Genomic DNA, 14,078 nt, shown 5'->3' with positions numbered 1-14,078 from the left:
ATGCGACAAAATCGATAAATATCCACACAGCTACACCACGATGATGTTATACTTAACATACTGTATTTATAATGCATAGATTTATGACCGATCGAAAAAAGAAAACAATCATTATTGAAGGAGTAACTCCCCAAGGCAAAACTTTTCGTCCTCGTGACTGGGCTGAACGTATGAGCGGATCTCTGGCGAGCTTTAAAAACAGTCGTATCTATTATTCACCACTTTTACAACCCAGTGTAAACAGCGAAGGGTACCACTGTGTATTGCTTGATCCCAAGTTAAAGGAATCAAGTCCTCAGGTATATCAATCCATCATGGATTTTGCCAAAGCAAATAATCTCAAGATCTGTGGAGAAGAAGAGTAATCATCAAAATGCTGTATTAAGCCTTTAGTGAAGATGGGATGTATCGTGTTGTATTATTCACAGGTGATTTACAAAGGTGACTTTGCTAAAATCCCTGACTGGCTTTCACTGCTAAAGTCCAGGTAAGGAATTTCCCCAAAATATAATTTATCATGGCAATCGTATTATCAAAATTCATCGCAAAAATTCCTGCAATAATAAAAACCAGTCCTTTAGGTCCCTCCTGAGTTCCTGGCTCGCTTGCATGAGCTACCAGTACACATCCTCTAACAAACCATAACACCCCTGCGGTACGAATGATCAAACCCATTGAACTATAGATGTTGGGAGTGGGAGGTGGGCTATAAGTTAATACATTACCCACTCCAAAAGCAGTATTAGCCATAGTTTGCATGACCGTAGGTATGTAGATTAAAGCAGCTCCAAAAGCCAGGTACATCATGGGGGTATACATTTTTTCCTGCGATGAAGATTGAGCTCTGTGGTCGCCAATTTTTTTTAATTTTCCAATCGCCTTCATGATGAATAAAATGCCCAATAGATAAGACCCCCCTGTGATTAATCGCTGCACGGGATAGAGAGATTGGCTTAAATTGCCTAATATGGTAACTAAATCTAATGTGCTCATATGTTAATTATATGTTCTTAGCTCTTGCAATGCATAATTTTTCCCCTATATTAAGCACTTTATATTAAAAGTTGATGCACGTCATGCAAGTAAATACATTTCCTATTACCCTGGAAGAATCATTTATGATTTCTCCTAAAGTAAAACATTTTATTTTTAAATGTGAATTAACCCCTCCCTTCACCTATTTACCGGGACAATTTATTACGATTCATTTTGAACGCGATGGTAAAACGTTAAAGCGTAGTTACAGTATTGCAAACGCCCCAGGCCTAGATAATCGTATCGAATTTGCGGCCGGATATTTTGAAGGTGGCCCTGGTACAGAGTTATTATTCAATTTGAACAAGGGAGAAACCATCAATATTAATGGTCCTTTTGGACGACTTATATTTAAAGACGAAATTCCTGGGCGGTATATTTTAGTAGCAACCAGTACCGGGACTACTCCATACAGAGCCATGCTTAAAGAGTTAAGTCAACGATTGGAGATGAACCCAAATCTGCAAGTCGTTATCCTTCAAGGGGTCCAACGACGAGATGAAATCCTCTATGCCGATGAATTTCGGGATTTTGCCAAAGCCTACCCTCAAGCTACTTTTAGACCTTATTTAAGTCGCGTAGAGCAACATGATTTACAAGAAAATGAATTTAAAGGTTATGTACAACATGCATTTCCCGAACTTAATTTAAATCCAGCCCATGATGTTGTTTATTTATGTGGAAATCCAGGTATGATCGATGATTCTTTTAATTATTTAAAAGATCATGGTTTTGCAATGCAGCAAATTATCCGTGAGAAATACATCTCACGTTAAACTGCTATGTCTTACTACCGTTGCCAATCAGACAAAATGGCAACATTCCGTAATTGAGGAGAATAATACATTATGAATTATGAAGAACTATCCAATACGATGGAGCAAATGCTACAGGATGGTAAAGGTATATTAGCCGCTGATGAGAGTAACAGCACCATCGGGAAACGATTTGCATCTATTAATACAGAGAATACAGAGCAAAACCGTAGAGATTATCGCTTATTATTGGCTAATACTCCTGATTTGGAGCAATACATCAATGGAGTGATCTTGTTCGAAGAAACCTTTCATCAAAAAGACGATGAAGGTACCCCGATAGCAGAGATATTTGCTCAAAAAGGAATTATTCCTGGTATTAAAGTGGATAAAGGACTGGTCGATTTACCGAACACTGAACATGAGAAAGTGACACAAGGACTGGATGGTTTAACTGAGCGATTACTCGAATTCAAAGCCTTGGGAGCCAAATTTGCCAAGTGGCGAAATGTTTATACCATTTCCGAATTTACACCCAGTTTAACCGCTATAAAATCGGGTGCTGAAAATCTGGCTCGTTATGCAGCTGCTTGTCAATCTGTAGGTATTGTTCCAATAGTTGAACCCGAAGTATTAATGGATGGAAATCACAGCATCGAACAATGTGCAGAAGTATGCGAGATGGTGTTACATGAACTATTCCATGCATTATTCATCCATCAGGTTGAACTGGAACTTATTATTTTAAAACCGAGTATGGTTACTTGTGGGAAAGAAATAAAGCCATTCAGTGAACCCGATGAAGTAGCTGATTTTACGATTAATGTATTCCGCAATAATGTGCCTGCCTCTGTACCAACCATTAATTTCTTATCCGGTGGTCAAACGCCACAGCAGGCAACAGCTAACTTAAATGCAATGAATACTATTGGTCATCAACCCTGGTTGTTAAGCTTCTCTTTCGGTAGAGCATTACAGGAAGATTGCCTGAAAGTTTGGGCAGGGAAAAACGAAAATACTGCCAGTGCACAGGAAGCATTACTTAAAAGAGCTCGCTTGAACAGTATGGCTTGCCTTGGTGAGTATCAGAGCAATATGGAGTAAATTCAAGTAAATCCTAATTCAGTGTTTTTTGGGCGAAGCGCCCATAGCCATCAGGCTAAGGAAACAGGATCCCCTCTCCACCGCGCGTAGCGTGGGGGAGAGGGTTAGGGTGAGGGGGCTAGAAATAAAGCAGCGCAGCGATCCGTTTATAATTTTTTATAAAAGTAATTTTGTTTTCACAATAACATGGAATCACTGACGTGATAAATTTTTTTCCCCCTCACCCTACCCTCTCCCCCACGCTACGCGCGGAGGAGAGGGGATAAAATTGTTCCTTAGCCCGACGGCTATGGGTGAAGCGCCCGACCTACTTTTTGAATCAAACAAAAGCGTTATTCCGATTTCTAAAGCAATTCAAAACGCGCATAAAGAGGCAGATGGTCGGACAACATCCGCCATGGTTTACCTTGCAGACAGGCAACCTCTTTTACTCTCATGCCTCTAAAATAGACACGATCAACACATAAAGCAGGTTTAATTGCCGGAAATGAACGCGCATGTTGTCCTTCAACTGTAACAAATGCCTCTTCTATGCCTAAATCTTCAGCCAGTGTTTTCGAAATAATCGTGCGCCAATCATTAAAGTCGCCAGCCATCAAAAGTGGTTCATCGTGCGGAACCATATCTTTAATACGTTGCATCAAGGCTTTACATTGCTCAGCACGCTCCGCTTTAAATAGCCCTAAATGGATACACAACAAATGTATTGTCGCATTTCCGATGTTCAATTGAGTATGCAGTATCCCTCGAGAGGCTCTATTGATGGTTGAAAGATTAATACTCTCAAAACGCTCAAATGGATATTTACTTAAAATAGCGTTTCCATGATGACCTGATTGATATACTGCATTTTTGGCATAAATATAGTGTGGCCATATATTTTCAGCGATGTATTCAAATTGTGGAGTATCAGGCCAGGAATTAATTCGTTTCTCGCGTTTTCTGTGTTTTCCCTGAACCTCTTGCAAAAAAACAAAGTCTGGATTTAAACCGGTAATCGCTTCCCGCATTTCTGGAAGCAAAAAACGGACAGCACCTACTCCAAAACCCTTATGAATATTGTAAGTTATCAGCGAAATGTTGGTTTCACCTTGTTGCATTTTAGTTATACCCTTTCCAGGTTTATAATCCAAGCATACCATCAACCTGACAATAAAAATAACAAGTTCATATAATTATAGCTCCCATAATGAAGTATTAGTAAAAAATACTATAAAGAAATCACTGGATTTACATCACTACCCATGAGGTAATATGCTATGAATAGGATAAAAAATTAAGATGACACATGAAAACACTTGAACTGAGTATCCCAGGATTAACTATAGCCTGTAAAGCATGGGGAAAACCTGAAAATCCACCTGTAATCGCTCTTCATGGTTGGTTGGATAACGCCAATAGCTTTGATAATCTGGCACATTACCTTTGTAATGATTATTATTTTATTGCAGTAGATCTCCCGGGTCATGGACATTCTTCACACCTTCCTTTAAGTAGCAATTATCATTTTATTGATGGAATTTTCACTATAGTCCAGATCATAGACGCCTTAAAACTCCAAAAAGTTCATTTGTTAGGTCACTCAATGGGGGCATGCCTCGGAAGTCTCGTAGCAGGCGTAGCTCCTGATCGTTTTTTATCTTTAAGCTTGATCGAAGGATTAGGTCCTTTCTCTTCCCCAGAAGACTCAGCATGCAAACAATTATCTAAATATCTGGAGTCTCTTACTCAAAAACCTACAAAAAAAGTAAAAGGATATCCTAAATTTGATAGTGCAGCGCTAGCTCGCGCCCTAAAAGGCTACGTGTCTTTAGATATAGCCAAGTCTCTATGTGAGCGTGGCGTAAAAGAAGATGATGGTGTTTATTATTGGCGGCATGACAGAAGATTATTGGATCCGTCTCCTTTGCGAATGACTGAAGAGCAAATTCTTTCCTGCCTCAAAAACATTAAGGTAAACACCTGCTTAATCTGGGCTAGTAAAGGATTTTCATTTGATTCGGAACAGATGCAGGAACGAATTAAGGTAATTAAACATTTAAAAATTGAGCATCTGGATGGCGGACATCATATTCATATGGAGAAGCCAGAAGCAGTTGGAACGCTTCTGGCTAATTTTTATAGAATGCAGTAATTAATTAACTTCAGTAAAACAAGATTGATAGTTAATTGTAACTTCACTCAATGACTTTTTAACATCATCTAAATTGTAGCCAAGATCTTTGGCTGCACTTAACATACCGCAACCACCTTCATCAAATGTTGAATAAGGGGTCCAATAATCCTGATTCGCTTTCACCATTACATCAAAGGCTTTACGAATATTCCACTCAGGTTGATTAGCGAGTATATAGAACAGATGATTAAACACACCACTGGAGTAATGTACATCTAAACCACCATAATAATCATCAGCAACATCAATAGACATACCATCACGACTTGGTTTGTCCATATAACGTAATGCATCATAACCACTGTCTTCTTTCATAATTTCAGGGCCAATCTGCCAGCTGCTCTTACCTACAGAATAATATTCTGCTGCTTGAGCCGCCATATCAGAAAATGCTTCATTCATACCACCTGATTGACCGAAATATTCCAGTCCAGAATGTTGTTCAGTGAAACCATGGCTGATTTCATGCGCGCCTACGCCTAGTGAAACTAATGGATACATCATGGTATCACCATCACCAAACGTCATTTGTTTTCCATCCCAGTATGCGTTTTCATAACCAAAACCATAATGAACCCGCATAACCAATTGCATTGGAGTTCCATCAGACTTGGTTAATGCTTCAAGGCCATACCAATCATGATACATATGCTTGATTACATATCCGGCATATAAAGCATCATTTGTTGGTGATGCAGCGCCATTATCTCTATCGTACCCATCTGCTGAATATCCAGTAAAATAGGTATTGGATTGGTTCGTTGGATCCGTTTTACAAGAAAACTGCATCGGTTTGTTATTGGAATAGTATTTATGACCCATATCAACTACTTTGACATTGGTATTTTCCATAAAACACAGTTCCATGGTGTTATCACGGCTCAACTCTAATAAAGGCAAATCTTTACCAAACTGATATTCGCCCATTTTACGATTGCCGCCAAAACCAATTCCGTTTGCAGAAGAGAGCCCAGTTTTCACATCATCCCATTGAACAAAAGGCTTATTCGTTTCTGCATCAAGAATTGCTGTTGGGCGCTCAGGAATTCTATCGTCATGGCTTACAAACACACTCACTTTATAAGCCCAGTGTGCGTTATGCTTGTCATCAATATAAACCATTGGTGTAACTTGCTCTTCACTGACTCGCTTATTAGCATATTTATTTTTAAATTGTTGTAATGCTACTGTAGCATTTTTAACAAAAGAAACCTTTGGTTGACCTAGTTCAGCTTGCAGGCCTTGATAAACTACTCCATTCATCTGAACATCAGCATTAGCATTAGCTAACAACTTGGCTGTATGCATACTGTGCATAATGGCATAACCACCAAAAACAGGGAAACCAGCATATTGTTGTTGCATGCGAACGTGAGTAACTTTATTGTTATCTGTGTGTTGTCTTATAAATTGTAAACTATCAGTAGCAACTGCAGCGCCTTTTAAAGCACCGGGTGTGGATAATTGAAATTTTTGCTTTAGTTCAGCAATAGAAGACTTCTGCAGAGGCATAGGCTCCGCTGCTTTTACTGGTGAAGCAATACCTAAAGCTAAAGCAACAGCCAGAGGTGACAGATAATAATTTGGGTGCATTGATTCTAACTCCTTAAACTTAATTCGCATGTGACAACTCTTCCTGGAGCGTCCATGTTGTTATATAACCCTATGATTTTTCAGTTAGATCGCCAAAGTATCAATTAACTACGATACCTTGGTAGCATGTACTACTTTCAAACTTCCAAATCAAGGATGATCCAAACTTGACTTATACTGAATGAATTATAGGGCTCATTCAACACCTACCTGTTTCAATTAACTTATTGAAATAATGACCAATATTTTAATTACAACAGATAGATAACCAAGTTAGTTTTTTTCAAAATGTAAAAACATTTTTCCAAGCTTTTCAAAGCTAGCATAGTTTTATCATTTTTGAAATTAATATTTATAGCGTGACAAAAATCTCCAAAATAAATACATGTATAACTATTTGTATACACTTCAGAGAAGATCGGTATAAATTTTACATGAAATATGCTGAATTAACAAAGATAGGCCACTTTCTTGATATCAAGTTACCCTATTTTATTTCATTCTTATAAGAACCTGATTCGGTGTCACTTTATCTCCTTTTTGACACAACACCTCCAAAATCACCCCATCCCGTGTGGCTTGAATTTCGGTTTCCATCTTCATTGCTTCAAGAACCAGTACTGGTTGTCCACGTTTCACCTGATCGCCTGCACGAACATGCACCGCTATAATAGTCCCGGGAATGGCTACTGTGATGTCGCCAGGGCCTAATCGAGTTTTAACAGATGGATTTGCTTTATCCTCAAACTCGGCACGTTGCACCACGACTTCTTCTGGAACTCCATCAACCCATAAGAAGCAAGATTGTTGCCCCTGTTCTGCCGTTCCAAAACCTGCTACTTTTACGTGGTAACTCTCACCATGGAAGGCGATATCAAACTCTGATAATGCTTTTTTGTCCGTAGATCCTGACTCTGGCAACAAGAGTTCCGGAACCAATTTATCATTTTTGCGTTGCTCCAAAAATTGACGTCCTATCTCCGGGAACATGGCATAGATCAGCACGTCTTCATCGGACAGCGCCAATTCATTAATTTCTTTTCGTAATTGAGCTAATTCATGAGGTAACAAATCAGCAGGCCTTACATCAATTACATCCGTATTCCCAATCGCTTTTTTGCATAAGGTGGAGCTGATTTTACCTGGAGCCATTCCGTATTTACCCTGACAATACAATTTCACTTCATTTGTTATCGTTTTATAGCGTTCCCCAGTAAGTACATTAATGACAGCCTGTGTTCCAACAACCTGTGAAGTGGGTGTAACCAAAGGCGGATAACCTAAATCCTTGCGTACTTTGGGAATTTCTAAATGAACAGCATCCATTTTATCCAACGCGTTTTGTTCTTTAAGCTGACTGTATAAATTGGATATCATGCCACCTGGAACTTGATAAAGTTGGACGCGCGGATCAATATCTCTCGCCTCACTTTCAAACTGGGCGTATTTTTTACGAACCTTTTTAAAATAATCATCAATTTCCAATAAAAGACTCAGATCAAGCCCAGTGTCGTAATCAGTGCCTGCAAATGCAGCGACCAATGCTTCTGTGGGTGGGTGAGATGCTCCACCGGAAAACGACGAAATTGCTGTATCAATATGTTGGCAACCTGCCAATACCGCTTCATAATGACATGTGGTCGCCAAACCAGAAGTTGTATGACTGTGCAGATGTATCGGCAAATGAGTTTCTTCGGATAATCCGCGAAAGAGTTCTACAGTAGCGAATGGAGTTAACAAACCTGCCATATCCTTTATGGCAATACTGTCGCATCCCATTTCTGCAAGTGACTTACCGAGATCTAAAAAATTATCGAGAGTATGAACGGGACTGGTTGTGTAACAAATGGTGCCCTGAGCATGTTTGTTATGTAACTTAACCTCATCGATGGCAACCCTTAGATTACGTGGATCATTTAAAGCATCAAAAATACGAAATACATCAACGCCGTTATTTGCCGCAGATTTAATAAATGCCTTAACCACATCATCCGCATAATGCCGATAACCCAGTAAATTCTGTCCTCTCAATAACATGGATAATTGTGTATTTGGCAATGCTTGACGTAACAATCGCAAACGAGCCCAAGGATCTTCCTTTAAAAAACGCAAACACGAATCAAAGGTTGCGCCGCCCCATACTTCCATGGCCCAATAGCCAACCTGATCCATTTTACTGCAAACAGGTAACATATCCTCGGTCCGCATACGAGTAGCGATCAAACATTGATGTGCATCACGCAAAGTAACGTCAGTTATATAAGTCTTAACCATGAAACAGTCTCTATATAAGTCTATGAAAAAACAATAACATAAACCAAACTACAGAGCACCTCGTAAATGGCTAATCAATACAAATCTTATCAATGGGATGATTCATTTTCATTCCTGGCTCTACTTTAAATATTGAAGCTAACATGCGGAGATCTTGCCGATATCCTCGAAGATATATAGACAAATTCTCAAAGATAGGGCAAAATCTGCCAAAATCAGACTACACTTAAGTCTAATGAAAAAAATTCTTGTTCTACATGGCCCCAATCTGAACCTTTTAGGTACTCGAGAACCATCAATTTATGGCCCTACTTCATTGAGTCAAATAAATGCTGACTTACTCAATGAAGCGAAGAGAGCAGGCATGCAGTTAACCTGCTACCAAAGCAATACTGAAGGTGCATTAATTGATGCGGTTCACCAGGCAAAAAGTGACACGATTGATTACATTATTATAAATCCTGCGGCATTTACACACACCAGCGTAGCCTTACGAGATGCGCTGAGTGCCGTTGCAATACCGTTTATAGAAGTTCACATCAGCAATATTTATACCCGTGAAACCTTTCGTCATCATTCCTATTTTTCTGATATAGCTGTAGGTATTATCAGTGGGCTTGGTGCGCAAGGTTATTTATTAGCATTAAAAGCAATTATTGAAGAATTAAAGTAGAGAGATAAAATAATGGATATTCGCAAAATCAGAAAACTTATCGAATTGCTGGAAGAAACTGGCATTTCTGAAATTGAAATTAAAGAAGGTGAAGAGTCGCTAAGACTCAGTCGTCATAGCAGTGTTACCATGGAGTCCCCTCAGGTTCGCTATGTTGCTCCACCTGCGCAGCAACAACACATACCTGGATCGGCTCCAACAGCTCCATCAACACATCATACTGAAAGCAAACCAGCCGCAGCTGTTTCATCAGGACATAAAATTCGTTCACCTATGGTGGGAACCATGTATACCTCTCCTTCACCAGAAACTCCTCCTTTTGTAACTCTGGGCCAATCCGTCAAAGTCGGTGATACCTTATGCATTGTTGAAGCCATGAAAATGTTCAATGAAATTGAAGCGGATCGCGCCGGTAAAATCGTAGAAATATTAGTGAACAACGGGGAACCAGTTGAATACGATCAGGCCTTGTTTATTATAGAATAGTGAGAAGTGTCTATGCTCAGTAAAATAGTTATTGCGAATAGAGGTGAAATTGCACTTCGTATATTACGTGCTTGTAAAGAGCTTGGCATTCAAACTGTTGCGGTACATTCAGATGTTGATAAAGATTTGTTGCATGTCCGCCTTGCTGATGAAACCGTTTGTATCGGGCCTGCTCCTGCACAAAAAAGTTATCTGAATATTCCTGCCATAATATCCGCAGCAGAAATTACCGATGCGGTAGCGATTCATCCAGGATATGGATTTTTATCAGAAAATGCTGATTTTGCCGATATAGTCGAACAAAGTGGTTTTCGATTTATTGGACCCAGAGGCGATACCATTCGCTTAATGGGCGATAAAGTATCCGCAATTGCTGCCATGAAAAAAGCTGGCGTACCCTGTGTTCCTGGTTCTGATGGTCCATTGAGCGATGACGATAATCGCAATCTGGAAATTGGTCGCAACATTGGCTATCCAGTAATTATTAAAGCTGCTGGCGGTGGTGGTGGTCGCGGAATGCGTGTTGTTCACAGCGAATCTAACTTATTAAGTGCTATAGCCCTTACCCGTAGTGAAGCTAAAGCCGCTTTTAACAATCCCATCGTCTACATGGAAAAATTCCTTGAAAATCCAAGACACGTAGAGTTTCAGGTGCTTGGAGACGGTAAAGGTCATGCCATTCATCTGGGTGAGCGTGATTGCTCCATGCAAAGACGGCATCAAAAGGTTATTGAAGAGGCTCCAGCTCCAGGCATTACAGCAGAATTACGAAAAAAAGTAGGTGATTCGGTTATCAAGGCCTGTAAAGATCTTCAATACCGTGGCGCAGGCACTTTTGAGTTTTTATATCAGGACGGTTGTTTCTATTTTATAGAAATGAATACACGTATTCAGGTGGAGCATCCAGTCACCGAAATGATTACCGGAATCGATTTAATCAAGGAACAAATCAAGATTGCTAGTGATATTCCTCTTACCCTGTCACAGGAAGACATCAAATTCCGCGGTCATGCTATTGAATGCAGAATTAACGCGGAAGACCCTAAAACCTTTATGCCATCACCTGGCACCATAAAATTACTTCATCAGCCTGGCGGTCCAGGAATACGTTTTGACTCACACATCTACAGCAGTTATACCGTACCTCCTAATTATGACTCCATGATAGGTAAACTCATCAGTTATGGTGAATCCCGATCAGAGGCTATAGGCAGAATGCGGAATGCTCTGGATGAAATAATCATTGATGGGATTAAAACCAATATTGAATTACATCAGCGTATTTTGCATGACAAATCTTTTATAGATGGTGGAACAAACATCCACTATTTGGAAAAAATGCTGAAGGATTAATATGGTCTGGTATCAATTAAAAATAGAACATTGCCCAAGTGAAGAAATCGAACAAATTAGTGAGGAACTGGAAGAATCAGGAGCGTTATCCATTATGCTCACTGATAAAAACGACAATCCGGTGCTAGAACCTGAACCAGGCACTACTCCATTATGGCCGGAAGTTATAATTCAAGCACTCTATGCCCAGGCAGAACATGCTCAGGAAGCTAAAAATACGCTAACCCTGAGTCGACCTCCTCTGGAGTGCAGTATTGAAGTGCTGGCTGATAAAGACTGGGAAAGAGCCTGGATGGATGATTTTAAGCCGCAACAATTTGGTACCCGCTTATGGATTTGCCCCACCTGGATGACTCCCCCCGAACCTGAAGCAGTCAATTTAATGCTGGATCCCGGGTTAGCCTTCGGAACAGGAACTCATCCAACCACCGCTTTATGTTTAACCTGGTTGGAGCAGGCTGATCTTAACAATAAAACACTAATCGATTATGGATGTGGCTCTGGAATCCTTTCATTAGCGGCGGTCAAGCTTGGAGCTCAACATGTGGTTGCTGTAGATATAGACAATCAAGCGTTGCAAGCCACCCAAAATAATGCATTGACGAATCAAATTACTGATCAGCAACTTTCTATAAGTTTTCCTGAAGCGTTGCAGGCTCCAGTAGATTTGATTATCGCGAATATACTATTAGCTCCACTAATTTCCCTGAACGATCGTTTTTATCAACTACTGAATCAAGGAGCCGAATTGGTAGTATCAGGAATTTTGACAGAACAAGCTGACTCACTTATAGAAGCATATAAAGATCTATTCACCCATGTCAGAACGAATCATCTGGATGGATGGTCTTTATTGGTTTTTACACGCAAGTAATTCAGGTTCAATAAGGGTAATTTATAATGACCAAGCAACAGGTTCTTACACCATTTCAGCCCAAAAGAGCATTGATCAGTGTTTCTGATAAAAAAGGAATCTTAGAACTTGCCAAAGTTTTACATCAGCACAACATCGAAATAATCGCTACAGGAAATACAGCAGCGGTGCTTCGAGAACAAGGACTACCGATTACGGAAGTCAGTGAATGTACCGGTTTTCCTGAAATAATGGATGGTCGGGTAAAAACCCTGCACCCCGCTATTCATGCTGGCTTGCTTGCCAGAGGTGAACAGGATAAAAAAGTTCTGGCACAACTCAATATTCAACCTATAGATTTGCTAATAGTCAACTTATACCCTTTTGAACAAATCATCAGTCGGCCGGACTGTGATTTTAATAAAGCGATTGAGCATATAGATATCGGTGGACCAACTATGGTTCGGGCTGCGGCTAAAAATCACGCTCATACCTATGTTATTGTTGCTCCTGATGATTACTCTGAACTGATACACTACCTGGAAGCAAAAAAGGCCCCCTCACATTGGGGATTCACTTTAGCTAAAAAAGCATTTGCTCATACAGCTGCATACGATGCTGCAATTACGAACTATTTAACTACTTTAGATGAACAATGTACCCCAAGCGGGTTTCCAGACGTCCTTACCTGTCAATTTAATAAAGTAAGTGATCTTCGTTATGGGGAAAATCCACACCAGCAAGCAATATTTTATGCAGATAGAAACGTTACATCAGGATCTTTAGGCGCGGCAACACTGGTTCAAGGTAAGCAATTGTCCTATAACAACATTCTGGATGCTGATGCAGCCCTTGATTGTGTTAAATCTTTTCCAATGGACAAGCCGATTTGCGTTATAGTCAAACATGCTAATCCTTGTGGAATTGCACTAAGTGATGCCCCTCTAAATGCCTACTTGAGAGCATTTCAAAGTGATCCTTTATCAGCCTATGGCGGTATTATCGCGTTCAATCGAATTCTGGATGCGGATACAGCCAAAGCCATTATTGAAAAACAGTTTGTAGAAGTGATCATCGCCCCTGAAGTAAGTAATGACGCAAAGAAAATACTTTCGACTAAGGAAAATATTCGCATTCTTACGACTGGTGTCTGGCGAGTTGACAATGAATTCAGACTGAATATGAAAAAAGTGGATGGTGGTCTGCTTGTTCAGGAACACGATTCTATTTCAATGGTTAATTGTGAGCTTAAAACAGTAACTGCCCATAAAACAACAGAACAACAAATGAACGATTTATTATTTGCGTGGCTGGCAGCAAAACACGTCAAATCAAATGCCATAGTTTATGCTAAAGACGAAGCGACTATTGGCATAGGTGGCGGACAAACAAGCCGGGTAATGAGTGCGCGAATAGGGATATGGCAGGCAGAGCAAATGGGTTTTACCATAAAGGGCAGTGTTATGGCTTCAGATGCATTTATACCCTTTGCAGATACTGTTGAGATTGCTGCCCAAGCAGGAGTTTCCGCGATCATCCAACCCGGAGGGTCCATCAGAGATGAGCAGATCATAGCGTGCGCCGAAGAACACGGTATCGCGATGGTATTTACCGGTACGCGCCACTTTAAACATTAGATCTCCCGCGTCACCCTGGTAAACAGTGTTCGATTGATTTATTAAGCCCTACTGCAGCAATATCTGAAAAGTGGGCTTGACTAACTTGAACAAATAGCAGTATATAACGTATCATCTAATTTTTAACTGAAGCTTTTGC

13 protein-coding genes are annotated in these 14,078 nt (G+C 40.1%); 9 read left to right on the top strand and 4 right to left on the bottom strand.

Annotation, left to right across the window (positions count from 1 at the left end; genetic code table 11):
* The first annotated feature begins 71 nt into the window (after positions 1-71).
* The gene (locus IZU94_RS06680) at positions 72-365 is read left to right on the top strand and encodes a DUF3579 domain-containing protein (protein ID WP_238400687.1); all 294 of its coding nucleotides are present in this window, start codon (positions 72-74) and stop codon (positions 363-365) included.
* Between the two features lie 85 nt (positions 366-450).
* Here the strand turns inward: IZU94_RS06680 and IZU94_RS06675 are convergent, their stop codons facing one another.
* Positions 451-993, bottom strand: coding sequence for a type IV secretion protein IcmC (locus IZU94_RS06675; protein ID WP_203109191.1), 543 nt, complete (start codon positions 991-993; stop codon positions 451-453).
* Positions 994-1,076: 83 nt separating this feature from the next.
* Between IZU94_RS06675 and IZU94_RS06670 the strand changes: the two genes are divergently transcribed.
* Positions 1,077-1,811 (top strand): ferredoxin--NADP reductase, encoded by a 735-nt coding sequence (locus IZU94_RS06670; protein ID WP_203109189.1) that lies wholly within the window; start codon positions 1,077-1,079, stop codon positions 1,809-1,811.
* Between the two features lie 72 nt (positions 1,812-1,883).
* Positions 1,884-2,894, top strand: coding sequence for a class I fructose-bisphosphate aldolase (locus IZU94_RS06665; protein WP_203109187.1), 1,011 nt, complete (start codon positions 1,884-1,886; stop codon positions 2,892-2,894).
* 344 nt (positions 2,895-3,238) lie between these two features.
* On the opposite strand, the gene IZU94_RS06660 is transcribed toward IZU94_RS06665, so the two are convergent.
* A complete protein-coding gene (locus IZU94_RS06660; RefSeq protein ID WP_203109184.1) occupies positions 3,239-3,994 on the bottom strand; it encodes an endonuclease/exonuclease/phosphatase family protein in 756 nt (251 codons plus the stop codon).
* Between the two features lie 188 nt (positions 3,995-4,182).
* Here IZU94_RS06660 and IZU94_RS06655 point away from each other — a divergent pair, with 188 nt between their 5' ends.
* Entirely contained in the window at positions 4,183-5,028 is an 846-nt protein-coding gene (locus IZU94_RS06655; RefSeq protein ID WP_203109182.1) for an alpha/beta fold hydrolase, read from the top strand.
* Here IZU94_RS06655 and proA read toward each other — a convergent pair whose 3' ends face one another.
* On the bottom strand, positions 5,029-6,663 hold the full coding sequence (gene proA, locus IZU94_RS06650; protein WP_203109180.1) for a zinc metalloprotease ProA: 1,635 nt from the start codon (positions 6,661-6,663) through the stop codon (positions 5,029-5,031).
* A 492-nt stretch (positions 6,664-7,155) separates the two neighbouring features.
* Positions 7,156-8,937 carry a sodium-extruding oxaloacetate decarboxylase subunit alpha gene (gene oadA, locus IZU94_RS06645; RefSeq protein WP_203109178.1) on the bottom strand — a complete coding sequence of 594 codons (1,782 nt, stop codon included), beginning with the start codon at positions 8,935-8,937 and terminating at the stop codon, positions 7,156-7,158.
* 235 nt (positions 8,938-9,172) lie between these two features.
* On the opposite strand from oadA, the gene aroQ reads away from it, so the two are divergent.
* The 5 genes from aroQ to purH are packed head-to-tail and all read left to right on the top strand — an operon-like array spanning position 9,173 to position 13,939.
* Entirely contained in the window at positions 9,173-9,610 is a 438-nt protein-coding gene (aroQ, locus tag IZU94_RS06640; protein WP_203109175.1) for a type II 3-dehydroquinate dehydratase, read from the top strand.
* Positions 9,611-9,622: 12 nt separating this feature from the next.
* Entirely contained in the window at positions 9,623-10,096 is a 474-nt protein-coding gene (accB, locus tag IZU94_RS06635; protein WP_203109173.1) for an acetyl-CoA carboxylase biotin carboxyl carrier protein, read from the top strand.
* Positions 10,097-10,108: 12 nt separating this feature from the next.
* Complete coding sequence (accC, locus tag IZU94_RS06630) at positions 10,109-11,449, top strand: acetyl-CoA carboxylase biotin carboxylase subunit (protein ID WP_203109171.1); 1,341 nt, start codon at positions 10,109-10,111, stop codon at positions 11,447-11,449.
* A 1-nt stretch (position 11,450) separates the two neighbouring features.
* Positions 11,451-12,323, top strand: a complete 873-nt coding sequence (gene prmA / locus IZU94_RS06625) for a 50S ribosomal protein L11 methyltransferase (protein WP_203109169.1) — start codon at positions 11,451-11,453, stop codon at positions 12,321-12,323.
* Between the two features lie 26 nt (positions 12,324-12,349).
* Positions 12,350-13,939, top strand: coding sequence for a bifunctional phosphoribosylaminoimidazolecarboxamide formyltransferase/IMP cyclohydrolase (gene purH / locus IZU94_RS06620; RefSeq protein WP_203109167.1), 1,590 nt, complete (start codon positions 12,350-12,352; stop codon positions 13,937-13,939).
* The last annotated feature ends 139 nt before the right edge of the window (positions 13,940-14,078 follow it).

This window comes from Legionella bononiensis, assembly GCF_016786215.1.
Lineage (GTDB): Bacteria > Pseudomonadota > Gammaproteobacteria > Legionellales > Legionellaceae > Legionella > Legionella bononiensis.
This window is presented reverse-complemented; position numbering and strand designations above follow the sequence as displayed.

Excerpts from the sequence above, each read along its gene's own strand:
- IZU94_RS06670 (WP_203109189.1), top strand. The coding sequence starts at position 1,077 with ATGCAAGTAAATACATTTCCTATTACCCTGGAAGAATCATTTATGATT.
- proA (WP_203109180.1), bottom strand. The coding sequence starts at position 6,663 with ATGCACCCAAATTATTATCTGTCACCTCTGGCTGTTGCTTTAGCTTTA.
- IZU94_RS06675 (WP_203109191.1), bottom strand. The coding sequence starts at position 993 with ATGAGCACATTAGATTTAGTTACCATATTAGGCAATTTAAGCCAATCT.
- purH (WP_203109167.1), top strand. The coding sequence starts at position 12,350 with ATGACCAAGCAACAGGTTCTTACACCATTTCAGCCCAAAAGAGCATTG.
- IZU94_RS06655 (WP_203109182.1), top strand. The coding sequence starts at position 4,183 with ATGAAAACACTTGAACTGAGTATCCCAGGATTAACTATAGCCTGTAAA.
- accC (WP_203109171.1), top strand. The coding sequence starts at position 10,109 with ATGCTCAGTAAAATAGTTATTGCGAATAGAGGTGAAATTGCACTTCGT.
- prmA (WP_203109169.1), top strand. The coding sequence starts at position 11,451 with ATGGTCTGGTATCAATTAAAAATAGAACATTGCCCAAGTGAAGAAATC.
- IZU94_RS06665 (WP_203109187.1), top strand. The coding sequence starts at position 1,884 with ATGAATTATGAAGAACTATCCAATACGATGGAGCAAATGCTACAGGAT.
- accB (WP_203109173.1), top strand. The coding sequence starts at position 9,623 with ATGGATATTCGCAAAATCAGAAAACTTATCGAATTGCTGGAAGAAACT.
- IZU94_RS06660 (WP_203109184.1), bottom strand. The coding sequence starts at position 3,994 with ATGCAACAAGGTGAAACCAACATTTCGCTGATAACTTACAATATTCAT.
- oadA (WP_203109178.1), bottom strand. The coding sequence starts at position 8,937 with ATGGTTAAGACTTATATAACTGACGTTACTTTGCGTGATGCACATCAA.
- aroQ (WP_203109175.1), top strand. The coding sequence starts at position 9,173 with ATGAAAAAAATTCTTGTTCTACATGGCCCCAATCTGAACCTTTTAGGT.
- IZU94_RS06680 (WP_238400687.1), top strand. The coding sequence starts at position 72 with ATGCATAGATTTATGACCGATCGAAAAAAGAAAACAATCATTATTGAA.